This is a genomic window from Clostridium senegalense (assembly GCF_018916625.1).
In the GTDB taxonomy this organism is placed as follows: Bacteria; Bacillota; Clostridia; order Clostridiales; family Clostridiaceae; genus Clostridium_J; species Clostridium_J senegalense.
In genome coordinates this window covers 33,943-48,645 of sequence record NZ_JAHLNC010000002.1, presented here as the reverse complement: position 1 = coordinate 48,645, position 14,703 = coordinate 33,943, and the positions used below count along the sequence as shown (strand labels likewise).

Sequence of the window (14,703 nt, the reverse complement as noted above, 5' to 3'; positions counted from 1 at the left end):
AAAATATTGATTTGTTTTTAATTCTAGGGTTCCAAGTTAACTTTTAAAAGTATCCATTCCACAACTTATATACCCTAAATAGTGAGACATGCTCCTAATTACTTAAAATCCAATACTACATTTTGCATAAAAATATTTTGAAATTATTGAATAAATTTAAATGAAAGCTTGTTTCTCTATAAATATAAGAAAATTAAAATTAAATCTATAATATATTGTAGCATTAATATATTAACCTTAGAACAGATATTTTAATTCAATTTTTTCTAATTACAATATTTATTATAAAAAATAGTAATATTATGTAACAAAATACGGTCTATGTAAATAGTATATTATTAGAAAACAGAAGAATTAATTGAGAAACAAAGGAATGTAAAATTAACAAAATAAATATAAATTAGTGTCAAAAAAGGAAAAAAATCATAAGATGTAGTGTACAAAAGAAATAAAAAATATATCTAAAATAAAAGGAGGACAATATTTTATGGATATGAATGCTTTATTAAACTTGATTTCTAGTTTAAACAATGGAGAAAATACAGAAAATAATGCAGAAGGATATAGCTCAAGCTGTGGATGTGAAAATGGTGGATCTAATAATAACTGTGGCGGAAACAATAACGGATGTGGCTGTGGTAATAGAAGAGGAAATGGTATTTGGATATGGGTATTCCTACTAATTATCTTCTGGTGCTTCTGTGGATGTGGCGGAAATGGATTCGGATGTGGTGGAGCTCAACCAATGCCTCAACCAATGCCTCAACCAATGCCAAACCCATGTTGTAACCCATGTTGTGATCCATGCGCATGTTGTGAACCATGTTCATGCTGCTGTGATCCATGCTGTTGCTGTAGTGGTAAAAAATCTAAGAAATCTAAAAAAGAATATGTTTGTTGCTATATTCCACAACAAATACTTCCACAACAACAAGTTTCTAATTATGGATACGGATTCGGTGGAGGAAATGGATGCTACGGCGGATTTGGTGGTATGTGGTTCTGGTGGATAATAATAATATTCTTCCTATTCTGTGGATGTGGATTTGGTGGAAGAAGATTCTGTTAAAATATAAAATAGTTTAAAAGGAATTAGACAAAATTTAACAAGGAGGGATAAGTATGTTTGGATGTGGAAATAATTTCGGAAATTCTAATAGCTGTTGCAATCCATGCATTATATTATTGATAATATCAATATTTTATTATCAAGGATTGTTAAATACTAGAAACTGTAAAGACAACTCATCAAGAAATGCATTAGTATTATTATTCTTGTTCTGGTTGTGTTCAGGTTGTTGTGGCAATAACAATAACACTATGAATAATAATGTTAGACCATATATGCCATATATGCCATACAGACCAGCTACACAAAATATGTCATGTATTCCAGTTTGTTGTGTAGAAAGACAAAAACCTAAATGCAAACCTTGTTGTTGTTGCTGCTGTAGATAATTTAGCATCTGTAAATTCAGAGTAAAAGGGGTAGATACTATGAGATGCAATAATGGCATGGGGTTATTCTTACTATTATTAGTAATAGTAATACTAAACCAAGGAAATCTATTAAATACCAATTGTAGAGATGGAAGGTCAACAATGACCATAATTTTATTAGTATGGCTATGGATGTGTTTTTGCGGACGTTCAAGTAATAATGTAGCATATAGCCCATACAGAACTATTTGCTGTTGTTAATATTTTACAACTAAAGATAAAATATAAATTGCGTTAAAGCCATGGCCCAAGGTGGGGGGTTTTGCAGAAAGATAAGATTTTTAGCAGTCCATGTGAATACATGGATTGCTTTTTAAAGTAATAATACAGTTACAAATTATTACAAAAATATACATAAAACTTAGCCTAATATTAAATTTGAAATATATATTATGGAGTTTCATTATAAATTTGAATTGAAGTGTTTGAGAAGTAAAGAGGTGATTGTATGGGTAAACATAAAAAAAGAAGAGGAGAAGAAAAATATTCAACTAATTATAACAATTATGAAGGTCCTATAAATCAACAGATGCACATGGGAGTTAACCCAAATATGGGAATGAATCCAAACATGGGAATGAATCCAAACATGGGTATGAATCCAAATATGGGCATGAACCCCAATGTAGGAATGAATCCAAATATGGGCATAGATCCTAATGTAGCACAGGCAAATAATGAACCGATAAGTGGTACAAATCCTCATATGAACCAATGGAACAATGTAAATAGTCAAGGATATAATATGAATTCTCAAGGAAATCCTCAACAATTTATGCCACCTAATCCATTTTCAAATTTCTTTGGAGGTGGACTAAATCAAGGAATAATGTCAATTTTATCTGCTTTAACAGGGTTTGGCGGTGGAGGAGCACAACCACAAGGAGATTTTTTATCTAATTTAATATCTACATTTATTGGTGGAGGAGGAAATCAAGGAGGATCAAACTTTAATAGTAATGATAATTCCAATCAACCTAATATTCAAAATATGATGCCACCGGGATTTAACTTTAACGAAATTGTTAAAATGGTTAATAGTTTTATGAATCAAAACGAACCTCAAACAGATCAAAAAAACCAAAATAAACAAAAGAATTCAAATAATCAAAGTAATAATAGTTCTATGAGAAAAGAACAAAATAATGTGCAATCAGAATTTGAAAGTATGTTTAATAATATATCAGAGAATGATGTAGCTGCATTTCAGGGGATAATATCAAACTTTTTTGGTATGGCTAGAGATACTATAAATGAAACCATGCCAAATATAGAGGAGTTTTTTCAGGATGCTGATATAAGTGAAGTATTAAATACTTTAAATAATACTGATATAAAAGATGTTGATTTAGATGGTTTAGATTTAGAGTTAAATAATTTAAGTTTAAATTCTCTTAATGAAAATTTAAATAGTAATGGTGAAATTATAGATGTGGAAGATGTAGTAGAAGTAGATGAAAAGGAGAAAAATTCAAAAACTAAATCACATATATCAAGAAAATTTAGTGAAGATGAACTTTATGATATAATAAAAATACTTATTCAATTAATAGAACCATATAAATTAGATTTATTACAAAAGTTTTTAAGAGAAAATAAAAGATAAAAGTGAATAAAAATTATAGGGATGGGTAATATATATAATGTAATAGGAGTTAAAATCTCCATTAACTAAAGATATTATATCTTTAGTTACCCCCCATCCCCCTTGGGACCTTGAATGGTCCCAATTTTTTTTGTGTAAAATTAGTAACTTAAGTCTAAAGAAGTAATTTTGTAATCAAAAGAATCGTTTAATCTTGTTACTATAATATCAAATGTAAAATTTTTAATTTTCTTAGGACTATTTGGATCAATTCCCTTAAAATTTAAAGTCCAACTAACATCTTTTGGTAGTCCCTTTTCGTCATAAGTTATATCTTTAAAAAAGCAATCTTGAAAGATATAGTTTAAATTGTTATTGGCAACAGTATAAATATTCGTTATAGAACTATCATCTAATGTAGGGCTAAAGTAGTTAGGAATTTGTAAAGAATCATAAGGAAAACTTTGAATCAAGTTTATAAAATCACATACAATGATATCACCTATATAATTTTTTTTATATAAATAGGGAAATTCCTTTAAAGAATTGTTTGATACAATATAACTGCGCAAATCCATATACCCACTACTAAACTTACCACTTATAATCTTAGGAGTTTTATTATTTGAATTATCTATAAGTCCTAAAATGTTATTTTCCTTTGAAAAGACATTTTCATAAGAACCATCTTTAAATATGAAAATGCTTTGAAGTGGATTTTCTCCAATTGAACACTGAGTGAATAATTCTTTAGTGTTGTTTCTGGAAACATCTGCTATAGTAATTCTCATAGGCCAATAAGTTTTATGCTCGCCTAAAGTAGAAAATTCTTTTGAAGGGTTTAGGCTTAGACTATTTTCTCCATTCAAATTAATTTGAATTAAATAATTTTTATCATCAGTTTTGATGTATAATGCATCTTTACTACCATTACCATCTAAGTCTTCATTAATAACTGAATTGTTTATAGTAGGGGAAAATGTGGGTAATGTAGTATCATTATTATTTAAGGTTAATAAGTATATAGAAAACAATCCTATACATATAACACATAAGCATAGAATCTTATTTTTAAAGAGCCTTTTTAATCTCATAAAATGTCCTCCTAAATAAAAATAGATTTTACAGTCCTATTTATGAATTATATGAGTTTTAAAAAAATATATGCAAAAAAACTGATAGCTTTAAGCTATCAGTTTATTTTGTTTCATTTTTTTCCTCTAACTGTGCTGAATTTTTACATTCACTACATAAACCATAAAAGTAAACTTGGTTTAAAAGAACTTCATAATCTGTATAATCTTTTATATCATCATTTAAGTGTACAAAAGATATTCCATTGACATCATCAACTCTAGAGCATTTAATGCACTGTATATGAGGATGTGGACAAATGGATGCATCATATCTGAAGTTTCCTTCGCCTACATTTAACTCTTGAACAAGATTTACAGACACTAAAACTTTTAATGCCTTATAAACAGTTGCAAGACTCATAGTAGGATAATCTTCTTGCAGAGCTTTATAAATAGTTTCTGCAGAAGGATGCTCTGTAGTAGAACATAAATATTTATAAACAGCTATACGTTGAGGTGTAAGTTTTAATTTCTTTTCTTTGAAGATTTGTGTAAAATTTATCATAACTATCAACCTCGTTTTGTGATTAATACTATTATATAATAAAAATTATTAATTATCAATAAGTATTGAATAAAAATATTTCAAAATTAAAAGAAAATAATGTAAATTTTATTAATTTACTAATTATAAATATTTTAAAAAAATACAATGATAAAAATAAAAAATTCATATTAGTTTATATGAGTTTAAAAAAATCATGTTTTAATCTATAAATTATAAAATTTATACAAGTACTAAATTCAGTACATAATGGAATGTAAGTTGATTTTAAGAATATATTTAAATTAAGTTTTAAACAACTCAAAAGATCAAAAATAAAGCTTGTATTTATATGTGTAGTAAGTATTATTTGAATAAGTTTAATATATTATACTTTTAAAATTGTAAAAAACAACAAATATAATAATATCATATATATGTAATATAAAAAATACTTTTTGTAAACTAAATAATAATTAGAAAAGTTACAAAATTGAAAAACTAATAATATTACTGGAATTTAAAAATAAAATTATTAAAATTAACTTATAATATATTCATTTATTACAAAACTCTCATATATTAATAATATATGAGAGGAGGGGCATATACTGTGAAAAAGACCTATGTATTAGATACTAATGTTATATTATATTCATCTTCAGCTATATTGTCTTTTGGAAAAAGTAATGTAGTAATACCGGAGGTAGTTCTTGAAGAATTAGACAACTTTAAAAAGGATAAAAGTGATTTAGGCGAAAATGCAAGACATGCAGGAAGAATGATAGACGCCTTAAGAAAAAAAGGTTCTTTAATAGAAGGGGTTGAATTGCCTAATGGTGGAAAAATAAGAGTGGAGATGAACCATCATGAAACAGAAATACCACCTTCATGGAACAAATCAAAAGCAGATAATAGAATAATACAAGTATGCAAAGGGTTAAAAGAAAGCGGAGAAGAAGTTATATTAATAACTAAAGACATATTTGAAAGAATAAAAGCAGATACAGTAAATATAAAAAGTGAGGATTTTTATGATACAGAGGTGTCAGAAGACAAACAATATACAGGAAGAATTGAACTTTATATACCATCAAGTAAAATAGAAGAATTTTATAAAAATAGAGTTATGCCTAAGGATGATTTCCTAGCATATGATGAAGAAAAAGAAGATTATTATAAGCCAGAGTTATATATTAATCAATTTATATTAATGCATGCAATGGAAAATTCAAGACAAACTGCATTAGGACGATTTGATGGAAAAAATATAGTTCCACTTTATTATAAAGATGTAAAGCCAATGGGGGTAAGTCCAAGAAATATAGGACAAAAATTTATGATAGAAGCATTATGTACAGATAGTTCCAAAGCACCATTAGTAATAATAAAGGGTCCAGCTGGAACTGCAAAAACATTATTTTCTTTAGCTGTAGGTTTACAAAAAATTTTTGAGGAAAATAAAGGTGAGTATAGAAGAATATTAGTGTGCAGACCTAATGTAACAATGGATGAAGAAATAGGTTTTTTACCTGGAACAGAAGAAGAAAAAATAGCTCCATTCATGAGACCTATATTAGATAACTTAGAAATATTAGTTGATTCTGATGAAGTTGAAAGATATAAAAATGAAAAAGAACTTCAAGATAAAGTAAGAGAAATATTTGATCGTAGAATAATAGTAACAGAAGCAGTAGCTTATCTTAGAGGGAGATCTATAGTGAAAAATTGGGTTATTATAGATGAGGCTCAAAATTTATCACCTAAGCAGATTAAGGCTATAACAACAAGAATTGGTAGTGGTAGTAAATTGATTTTAGTAGGGGATCCAGACCAGATAGATCATCCTTTTATGAACTCTAGATCAAATGGGTTATGTTATGCATCAGAAAGAATGAAAGGTAGTGAACTTTGCTATCAAATAACTTTAAAATTTGATGAATGTGAGAGATCTCCATTAGCATTTGAAGCTGCTAAAAAGTTATAGTATAAAAAGTTCGATTACAAGATTTTTAAATTTTGTAATCGAATTTTAATTGATTTTTTTTTATTTCTACGATATTATATTAGTGTTTTACAATATTATTAAACATTGACTATATAATATTTTAAAAGGAAGATTATAATGGAAAAAAACAAAAACAAGAACAAAAACAAAAACAAGAACAACTCTAAAAAGTCTAGAAAAGTTATAAAAAAGAAGAAAAAATTTAAGCGAGTAATTGGATTTTTAGTTTTTCAATTAATATTTACATGTTCAACAGCACCTTACATAGCGTATTATGGGCCATTTGAAAATGTTAGAAACACATTAGTTACCACAGCAATGACTACATTAAGTCACCAATGGATTGCCACCAAGTTTTTAAGTGAAGAAAAAATAAATGAAATTTTGAAAGACCAGGCAATTACAACTTTAGCTCAAAATAAAAATGATAGTAGTGTCAAAGTAGAAAATAAAAATGACCAGACTATATTATTAGAAGAGGTTCAAACAAGTAAGTATAAGGGATATTTGCTAACAATAAAGGACCCAACTAGAGTAAAAGTAGGATTTAGCTCAAAACTTAGCACAGAAGGAACTACAGAAGGACAATTAACAAGTGAAATAGCAATGAATAATAATGCTATTGCAGCTGTCAATGGTGGTGGTTTTACAGATGAAGCTACAGGGTCACTTTGGACAGGCACTGGAGGAATTCCTACAGGTATAATTATGAGTGGTGGAAAGACACATTTTAATGATATAGAAGATAATAACTTACAAAGAGAAGTTGTAGCTATAACTCAAGAAGGTGTATTGCTTGTTGGAAAATATAGTTTTAATGAGCTTTTACAAAAAAATGTAACAGAGGCTGTAAGTTTTGGACCAGCATTAATTGTAGATGGACAAAAGGCAATAAACTCTGGTGACGGAGGATGGGGAATTGCCCCTAGAACTGCTATTGCTCAGAAAAGAGATGGAACAATATTATTGTTGGTAATAGATGGAAGGCAGGCTAATAGTTTAGGAGCCACGCTAAAAGATGTACAAGACATACTATATGAATATGGGGCATGGAATGCAAGTAATTTAGATGGTGGATCATCATCAACAATGTTTTACAATGATGAAATTATAAACAGTCCATCAGATTCGTTAGGAGAAAGATCTGTTCCATCCGTTATATATGTAGAAAGATAGGACAAGGAGAAGTATATGAAAGCGATAAAAAAATTAACACTTTGGATAGTCATTTCTTTATTTGTTCAATTTTTGGGCTTTTATTACGTAGATAGTAAGTTTTTAAGCTCTGCTAGTAATGTAACTATAAAAAAAATAGAAGATTTTGATGCAGATGAAAAAGAATATGAAGATGCTGATGTGAAAATATCTGATAATGCAAGTAAAATCCAATTTTCTCATAACTGTAAATATCTATCTTATATAGAAAAAAACCATTTGTATGTACAGGAAATAAAGTCAGAAAAAATAAAAAAAGTACAGTTGGAAGATAATTCAGAAATTAGTTATTATAAATGGTTACCGGATAGAGATAGAATGTTAATTGTAGAAAAAAACTCTGGATACAATGGAATAAAACTAATGGTATCCTCTTATGATATAAAAAAGGATGAGAAAATATTAATTAAAGATTTTAAGGTTTATGATGAAAACATAGAAGTTAGCGATATAGAATTATCGACACTTACAGGACTTACATACATAAAAACTGTGGATAGTGATAATGTTAGTAGTATTTATAGAATTGATAGAATGGGAGAAGGCTCAAAGATTGAGACTGTGCCTAAATATATAAGTAACATGTCATTACTAAGAACAGAAGATATTTTATATTATGAAGGTGAAGTATATAACAAAATATATTCATCTCAAGATAATAAGGAAATAAATATAGACGGTGTTGATAAATTAACACTTCTAGGTACCGATAATGAAAAAAATATATATGTTGGTAGTTTGAAGAATGATTTAGTTGAAAGTATATATTATAAAACAATAGAAAGTAAACAAAATTTATCTGAAGAGACGGATATAGAGAAGTTAGAAGATGAAAAAAATGAATTTGTTAATGATTATGAAAATGATTTTACACAAATAAAAATGACAAGCCCATCAAAAAGTGAAAATATATTTATAAATAGTGAAGGAAAAATTTATGTTCATGATAAAACAAGAAAAACTGTGACAAATGAAATAGATAAAAGTGTTACAACATATAATGGTGAGTTTTTATCATTTAGAAATGATGGGATAATGGTTAGAAATGGACAAAATATTTCTGTAATAAAATATAAAAAATAATAATATATTTAATATTAGTTTATTTACAATAAGAGTAAGATGGTTAAATCTTACTCTTATTTTTAAATTCAACTGTAAGAACATAGTGAAAAGTACTTTGAATTATAGAATTTTTAAAAACGATATAACTACATAAATAGGTGGCTAATTTTTTTTAGGTGATTATTGAAATGATTAATTATAATATGATAACATAAGAATAATTAGCTAAATGTTTAATAAAGCTTGAAGGAAGGGGATGAAAATATGAAGGATGAATTATTGAGAATTGTACTAATGCTTCCAGCAATATTAGTAGCTATTACATTTCATGAATATGCTCACGCTAAAGTAGCAGTTATGTTAGGTGATGAAACTCCTAAATATCAAGGGAGATTAACTTTAAATCCATTTTCACATATAGATTTTTTAGGCTTTCTTATGATGATAATTATTGGTTTTGGATGGGCAAAACCTGTACAAATAAATCCTAGTGCACTTAAGAATTATTATAAGGATGATTTAAAAATATCAATAGCAGGACCTTTGGCAAACCTACTTTGTTCTATAATTTTTATGTTGCTTTTAGTATTGGTAATTAAATTACCTATAAAAAATGAAGATTTACACTTAATATTAAATACTATAGTATATAGAGTTTCATATTATAATTGTTTATGGATGTTTTTAAATTTAATACCTATACCAGGATTTGATGGGTTTCATATAATAAGGGATTTATTTCCTAAACAATTTTTAAAGATTCCTAATCAATTTTATAGATATCAAAATATAATTTTTATATTATTAATAATACCTATATTTGGAGGTAAATCTATATTTAGTTTTATAGTAGGTTATCCTACAGAAGTAGTTATGGAAGCAATAAGTAAATTAGCGTTCTCTATTTTATAGATAAAAGGATCGATTACATAAATATTGTTATTGATCCTTTTTTATAAAATAATATAAATGAAAAATGACATTAAGATAAAAAATAAGGAGAGATAAAATGAAAATAGCAGTAATAGGAAGTGCCAATGCAGATTTAGTAACTAAAACTAACAAATTACCTAAACCAGGAGAAACATTAATAGGAGAAAGTTTTTTTATAGGTGAAGGTGGAAAGGGTTTAAATCAAGCAGTTGCTGCATCACGAATAGGTGGAGATGTAAACTTTTTTGGAGCTATAGGAAAAGATACTCATGGAGAATTTTTATTAGAATCTATGAAAAAGAATAACCTAAAGGTAAAGAATATTAAAATTTGTGAACAAATTAAAACTGGAATAGCTAATATTATGTTATGTGATGGAGAAAATTCAATAGTTATAGTTGCAGGTGCTAATAATAAGTGTAATATAGAATATATAAATTCCATTAAAGAAAAAATATTAGAATGTGATATTATAGTACTTCAATTAGAAATACCTTTAGATACAGTAGAATTTATTATAAATCTTGCATATAAAAATAATAAAAAAATAATTTTAAATCCAGCACCAGCAATGAAACTTTCAAAAGAAATTGTAGATAAAGTAAGTTACATAATACCTAATGAGCATGAGTATAAAGTTGTATTAGATACAGAGAATGCTATGGAAAAAGAATTAAAAAAATATCCAAACAAACTTATAATAACTAATGGTGAAAATGGTGTTTGGTATTTTGACGGAAAAGAAGTAGTAAATATACCTGCAAAGAAGGTTAAGGTTATAGACACAACAGGAGCAGGAGATACTTTTGTAGGAACTTTTGCAGGTGCTATAGCTAATAAATTTGCATTAAAAGAAGCTATAGAGTTTGGAGTTAAGTGTTCGGGAATCTCAGTAACTAAATTAGGTGCACAAGGTGGTATGCCTTATTTAAAAGATTTGTAAAAAAATAATGGGATAAACTTTAAGAATTGTAACATAAGTTACAAACAATAATTAAGTAAAATGGTATAATAAAAGTAAATTTAATAAAACTAATAATAAGTTAAAAATATATTCTAAAGGAGTACTGTAAGATTATGAGTAGTCATTATGGTAATTTACAAAAAATAAGAGATGGAAAAAGAACATATGCTATTACTCCTCATATACCAGGTGGATTTTTAACTCCAAAAACTTTAATGAAGATTGCTATTGTTGCTGAAAAATATAATGGAGTTTTAAAAATAACATCAGGTCAAAGAATTATGATTACTAATTTGAAAGAAGATGACTTAAGTAGCATTTGGAGCGAATTGGAAATGGAGCCATCAGTTAAAAATCAATATTCAGTAAAAAATGTAGAAATGTGTCCTGCAGGGTTCTGTAAAAGATCTAAGCATAATACTATAGGGTTAGGAATGAAAATTAGCAATGCATTTCACGGCGCTGACATGCCTAATAGAACTAAAATTGGAGTAGCAGGATGTAGAAATGCATGTGGTAGTGTGTATTCAAAAGATATTGGGGTGTTAACGGATTATAATGGGAAACTTATAGTTTCAGCAGGTGGATCCTCAGGATATCATCAAAGATTAGCTAATATAATAAAATCAGAGCTTTCAGAGAATGAAGCTTTCGAATTAGTAAAAGCCATATTAGATTATTATAAAGAAGAAGCTGAATTTGGTGAAAAGTTAGGATTTTTTATAGATAAAATAGGTGTTGAGAATTTTCGAAAAACAGTTATAAATAAGGCAAATTTAGAATATACAAAAGAAAATAATATTATTTAAAATATAAAAACTCAGGATAAGTAGAAAAAAATTCACTACAGTATCCTGAGTCTTTTAGCGCTTTCCTTTTACTACAAGAACTATCACAAGAACTAGTACAGAAACAAGGGCAATTGTTCCTCCCGGTGCGCAATTCATAATATAAGAAAGAAATAATCCTGATATTATATCTATAAATCCAAAAATTATAGATAATATCATAGTTTTTTTAAAGCCACTATGATATTGAAGAGCAGTAGCTACAGGTAGTGCAATCATAGAAGAGATTACTAAGATACCCATAACTCTAATGGAAACAGAAATAGTAGCTCCTACTAATAAAGCAAATATATAATTTATTTTAGTAACATTTATATTATTTATCGATGCACCTTCTTCATCAAAAGTTATATAAATAAGTTTATTATAAAGCTTATATAAGGTTATTATAGAAATTATGCTTAATATAAGCATAGTGAATAAGTCTTGTTTAGTTACTGTCAATATGCTTCCAAAAAGAAAAGAATTTATATTTGTGTTAGTTTTTCCACTACTAGATAAGGAAATCCCAATTCCCACACTTAGAGTTAATATTATAACTAAAATTAAATCTGCCTGTTTTTTGTAATAATTTCGTAGAACTTCTATTAATATAGCACAACAGCTTGTAAATATAAAAGCACATAGTATAGGGTTAAAACCAGTTACAAGACCAATAGCTACACCTGCAAATGAGCTGTGAGCAAGTGTGTCGCCCATCATAGAATAGCGTTTTAACACTAAAAAAACACCTACTAGAGGACAGAGTATAGATATAAATATAGCTGCAATAAATGCATTTTGCATGAATTCGTAATGAAACATTTTAATCCTCCAAAATAATAAAATTTATGTATAAATATTATACGTTGTAATATAAATTTCAAACTAAGGCTAATTTGTTAATACTATAAATTAAGAATAATTTCAAAGTTTATGATAAAAAATTAAGATTATCCTTAGTTGAATGAAGTGATGCTTTTCCATCTTTAACATATAAAATATGAGATGAATTTTTAATAGCCATCTTAATGTTATGTTCTATAGATAAAATTGTCACTGATTCTTCTTTATTTAGCTTTGTGATAATAGAATATAAATCTTTTGTACTTTGCTCATCTAATGCAGTAGAAGGTTCATCTAGAATTATCAAATCACTTTTACTTATTATTGCTCTTGCAATAAGGATTTTTTGTTGTTGACCTCCAGATAAACTACCAATTAAGCAATCTTTAAAATTATACATATTTACTGATTTTAAAGCGTTAATTATACAATCTTTATCTTTAATTTTAAGAACTTTTCTATGAACATCTAAAACCTCATAAACAGTTATAGGAAAACCAGCATTCAAGTTAGTTATTCTTTGAGGTACATAAGATATATTTTTACTACTTAAGGAAACAGAACCCTTACTAGGTTTTATTAAATTTAATATAAGCTTAATTAATGTTGTTTTTCCACTACCATTTTCACCAATTATAGAAACATAACTACCACTTTTTATATTTAAATTTATATCCTTTAATAAATAATTCTTATTACAGTTATATGAAAAGGATAATGAATTTATTGAAATCATAAAAAACCTCCAAACATTTTATTAAAAACATAATCATTATAATTATATCCAAAATATGTAATAAAAAACGAAAAATAAAAATAATTTGAAAAATAATACTTCAATTGAATAAAAATAAATCTTTTGTACAAAATTTATAATGAAATTTTATTTAATTTAAATTTAGAAAAAACACTATTGGAATATATTAATACAAATGTTATAATAATATAAACGCAAATGATTTGCAATACCTATTGAAAATTTGTAATTAATAATTTAGTGGAGGATTTTAAAATAAATGTTTAAGAAAGTTATATCGTATACAATGATTATAATAATAACTTTATCACTAATAGGGTGCAGTGGTAAAAAAGAAGAAATAGAAACACAAAATGGGAAATTAAATATTGTAGTAAGTTTTTATGCTATGGAGGAGTTTGTAAAAGAAATAGGTAAAGATAAGGTTAATGTTTATACTATAATTCCTGAAGGTGTAGAGCCACATGATTTTGAACCAAAAGCCAAAGATTTAAGAAAATTAGAAAATGCAGATATGTTAGTATTGAACGGTGCAGGAATGGAACATTGGAGTAAGGATGTTATAAAAGCAGTTAAGAATGAAAAATTAAAAGTTATAGATACATCACAAGGAGTTAATCTTATAAATATATCTGATGAAAATAGTAATAGTTCACATATAGAATCAGAAAATACTCATGAAAATTTAGGTGTAGACCCACATTTATGGTTAGGTTTGACTACTGCAAAAATTCAAAGTGAAAATATAAAAAATGCTCTAGTTGAACTTGATAATGCTAATAGTAAGTATTATGAAGAAAATTATGCTGCTTTTGCCAATGAATTAGATAATTTATATAAAGATTATAAAGTTAAATTTGATTCTATAGGTAATAAAAATTTTGTTACAGGGCATGCAACTTTTGCATATCTTTGTAGAGATTTTAATTTAAATCAAATTAGTATTGAGGGGGTTTTTGCAGAAGGAGAACCGTCACCTAAAAAAATGAAAGAGTTAACAGACTTATGTAAAGATAAAAACATAAAAACTATATTTATGGAAAGTTTAGTTAGTCCTCAGGTATCAGAAACTTTAGCAAAAGAAGTAGATGGAAAAACTGCTACTATTTATACTTTACATAGTAAAGAAGATAATTTAAGTTATTTGGAATCTATGAAGTCAAATTTAGATATTATATATAATAGTTTAAAATAAATAATAAGAGCAATATGATTAATTATAATTATATTGCTCTTGTTATTTATATAGGAAAATAAGCTTCAATTTAAATTTATTCAATAACTTTAAAATATTTTCATATAAGATTCAGCATTGAATTTAAAGTGATTCGGAGCATGTCTCACTATTTTACGTATCCAAGTTTTGGAATGGATTATTTAAAG

15 protein-coding genes are annotated in these 14,703 nt (G+C 26.9%); 11 read left to right on the top strand and 4 right to left on the bottom strand.

Annotated features, from left to right (window positions below):
• Window positions 1-487: 487 nt before the first annotated feature.
• The 4 genes from KQI36_RS17685 to KQI36_RS05425 all read left to right on the top strand — a co-directional run bounded on the left by KQI36_RS17685 (window position 488) and on the right by KQI36_RS05425 (window position 3,106).
• Complete coding sequence (locus KQI36_RS17685; protein ID WP_244991503.1) at window positions 488-1,069, top strand: hypothetical protein; 582 nt, start codon at window positions 488-490, stop codon at window positions 1,067-1,069.
• A 53-nt stretch (window positions 1,070-1,122) separates the two neighbouring features.
• Window positions 1,123-1,458: a hypothetical protein gene (locus KQI36_RS05435; RefSeq protein WP_216449982.1), complete on the top strand. Its 336-nt coding sequence runs from the start codon at window positions 1,123-1,125 to the stop codon at window positions 1,456-1,458.
• 39 nt (window positions 1,459-1,497) lie between these two features.
• Window positions 1,498-1,701: a hypothetical protein gene (locus KQI36_RS05430; RefSeq protein ID WP_010294139.1), complete on the top strand. Its 204-nt coding sequence runs from the start codon at window positions 1,498-1,500 to the stop codon at window positions 1,699-1,701.
• Window positions 1,702-1,948: 247 nt separating this feature from the next.
• Entirely contained in the window at window positions 1,949-3,106 is a 1,158-nt protein-coding gene (locus tag KQI36_RS05425) for a hypothetical protein (protein WP_216449981.1), read from the top strand.
• Window positions 3,107-3,246: 140 nt separating this feature from the next.
• On the opposite strand, the gene KQI36_RS05420 is transcribed toward KQI36_RS05425, so the two are convergent.
• Together KQI36_RS05420 and perR are read right to left on the bottom strand one after the other, a co-directional pair.
• Complete coding sequence (locus KQI36_RS05420) at window positions 3,247-4,179, bottom strand: hypothetical protein (protein WP_216449980.1); 933 nt, start codon at window positions 4,177-4,179, stop codon at window positions 3,247-3,249.
• Between the two features lie 103 nt (window positions 4,180-4,282).
• Window positions 4,283-4,726 (bottom strand): transcriptional regulator PerR, encoded by a 444-nt coding sequence (gene perR, locus KQI36_RS05415; protein WP_216449979.1) that lies wholly within the window; start codon window positions 4,724-4,726, stop codon window positions 4,283-4,285.
• A gap of 592 nt (window positions 4,727-5,318) precedes the next feature.
• Here perR and KQI36_RS05410 point away from each other — a divergent pair.
• The 6 genes from KQI36_RS05410 to KQI36_RS05385 all read left to right on the top strand — a co-directional run bounded on the left by KQI36_RS05410 (window position 5,319) and on the right by KQI36_RS05385 (window position 11,699).
• The gene (locus KQI36_RS05410; RefSeq protein WP_216449978.1) at window positions 5,319-6,692 is read left to right on the top strand and encodes a PhoH family protein; all 1,374 of its coding nucleotides are present in this window, start codon (window positions 5,319-5,321) and stop codon (window positions 6,690-6,692) included.
• Window positions 6,693-6,830: 138 nt separating this feature from the next.
• Window positions 6,831-7,889 (top strand): phosphodiester glycosidase family protein, encoded by a 1,059-nt coding sequence (locus KQI36_RS05405; RefSeq protein ID WP_216449977.1) that lies wholly within the window; start codon window positions 6,831-6,833, stop codon window positions 7,887-7,889.
• Window positions 7,890-7,904: 15 nt separating this feature from the next.
• A complete protein-coding gene (locus KQI36_RS05400; RefSeq protein WP_216449976.1) occupies window positions 7,905-9,011 on the top strand; it encodes a hypothetical protein in 1,107 nt (368 codons plus the stop codon).
• A gap of 246 nt (window positions 9,012-9,257) precedes the next feature.
• Complete coding sequence (locus tag KQI36_RS05395; protein ID WP_216449975.1) at window positions 9,258-9,905, top strand: site-2 protease family protein; 648 nt, start codon at window positions 9,258-9,260, stop codon at window positions 9,903-9,905.
• Window positions 9,906-10,002: 97 nt separating this feature from the next.
• Window positions 10,003-10,869 carry a ribokinase gene (gene rbsK, locus KQI36_RS05390; RefSeq protein WP_216449974.1) on the top strand — a complete coding sequence of 289 codons (867 nt, stop codon included), beginning with the start codon at window positions 10,003-10,005 and terminating at the stop codon, window positions 10,867-10,869.
• A 134-nt stretch (window positions 10,870-11,003) separates the two neighbouring features.
• Window positions 11,004-11,699 (top strand): nitrite/sulfite reductase domain-containing protein, encoded by a 696-nt coding sequence (locus KQI36_RS05385; protein WP_216449973.1) that lies wholly within the window; start codon window positions 11,004-11,006, stop codon window positions 11,697-11,699.
• 54 nt (window positions 11,700-11,753) lie between these two features.
• Here KQI36_RS05385 and KQI36_RS05380 read toward each other — a convergent pair whose 3' ends face one another.
• Together KQI36_RS05380 and KQI36_RS05375 are read right to left on the bottom strand one after the other, a co-directional pair.
• On the bottom strand, window positions 11,754-12,542 hold the full coding sequence (locus KQI36_RS05380; protein WP_010294124.1) for a metal ABC transporter permease: 789 nt from the start codon (window positions 12,540-12,542) through the stop codon (window positions 11,754-11,756).
• A 109-nt stretch (window positions 12,543-12,651) separates the two neighbouring features.
• Window positions 12,652-13,299 (bottom strand): metal ABC transporter ATP-binding protein, encoded by a 648-nt coding sequence (locus KQI36_RS05375; RefSeq protein ID WP_216449972.1) that lies wholly within the window; start codon window positions 13,297-13,299, stop codon window positions 12,652-12,654.
• Window positions 13,300-13,579: 280 nt separating this feature from the next.
• Here KQI36_RS05375 and KQI36_RS05370 point away from each other — a divergent pair, with 280 nt between their 5' ends.
• Window positions 13,580-14,515, top strand: a complete 936-nt coding sequence (locus KQI36_RS05370; RefSeq protein WP_216449971.1) for a metal ABC transporter substrate-binding protein — start codon at window positions 13,580-13,582, stop codon at window positions 14,513-14,515.
• The last annotated feature ends 188 nt before the right edge of the window (window positions 14,516-14,703 follow it).

Excerpts from the sequence above, each read along its gene's own strand:
- KQI36_RS05395 (WP_216449975.1), top strand. The coding sequence starts at position 9,258 with ATGAAGGATGAATTATTGAGAATTGTACTAATGCTTCCAGCAATATTA.
- KQI36_RS05400 (WP_216449976.1), top strand. The coding sequence starts at position 7,905 with ATGAAAGCGATAAAAAAATTAACACTTTGGATAGTCATTTCTTTATTT.
- KQI36_RS05435 (WP_216449982.1), top strand. The coding sequence starts at position 1,123 with ATGTTTGGATGTGGAAATAATTTCGGAAATTCTAATAGCTGTTGCAAT.
- KQI36_RS05380 (WP_010294124.1), bottom strand. The coding sequence starts at position 12,542 with ATGTTTCATTACGAATTCATGCAAAATGCATTTATTGCAGCTATATTT.
- KQI36_RS05430 (WP_010294139.1), top strand. The coding sequence starts at position 1,498 with ATGAGATGCAATAATGGCATGGGGTTATTCTTACTATTATTAGTAATA.
- rbsK (WP_216449974.1), top strand. The coding sequence starts at position 10,003 with ATGAAAATAGCAGTAATAGGAAGTGCCAATGCAGATTTAGTAACTAAA.
- KQI36_RS05370 (WP_216449971.1), top strand. The coding sequence starts at position 13,580 with ATGTTTAAGAAAGTTATATCGTATACAATGATTATAATAATAACTTTA.
- KQI36_RS05385 (WP_216449973.1), top strand. The coding sequence starts at position 11,004 with ATGAGTAGTCATTATGGTAATTTACAAAAAATAAGAGATGGAAAAAGA.
- KQI36_RS05375 (WP_216449972.1), bottom strand. The coding sequence starts at position 13,299 with ATGATTTCAATAAATTCATTATCCTTTTCATATAACTGTAATAAGAAT.
- KQI36_RS05425 (WP_216449981.1), top strand. The coding sequence starts at position 1,949 with ATGGGTAAACATAAAAAAAGAAGAGGAGAAGAAAAATATTCAACTAAT.
- KQI36_RS05420 (WP_216449980.1), bottom strand. The coding sequence starts at position 4,179 with ATGAGATTAAAAAGGCTCTTTAAAAATAAGATTCTATGCTTATGTGTT.
- perR (WP_216449979.1), bottom strand. The coding sequence starts at position 4,726 with ATGATAAATTTTACACAAATCTTCAAAGAAAAGAAATTAAAACTTACA.
- KQI36_RS05405 (WP_216449977.1), top strand. The coding sequence starts at position 6,831 with ATGGAAAAAAACAAAAACAAGAACAAAAACAAAAACAAGAACAACTCT.
- KQI36_RS17685 (WP_244991503.1), top strand. The coding sequence starts at position 488 with ATGGATATGAATGCTTTATTAAACTTGATTTCTAGTTTAAACAATGGA.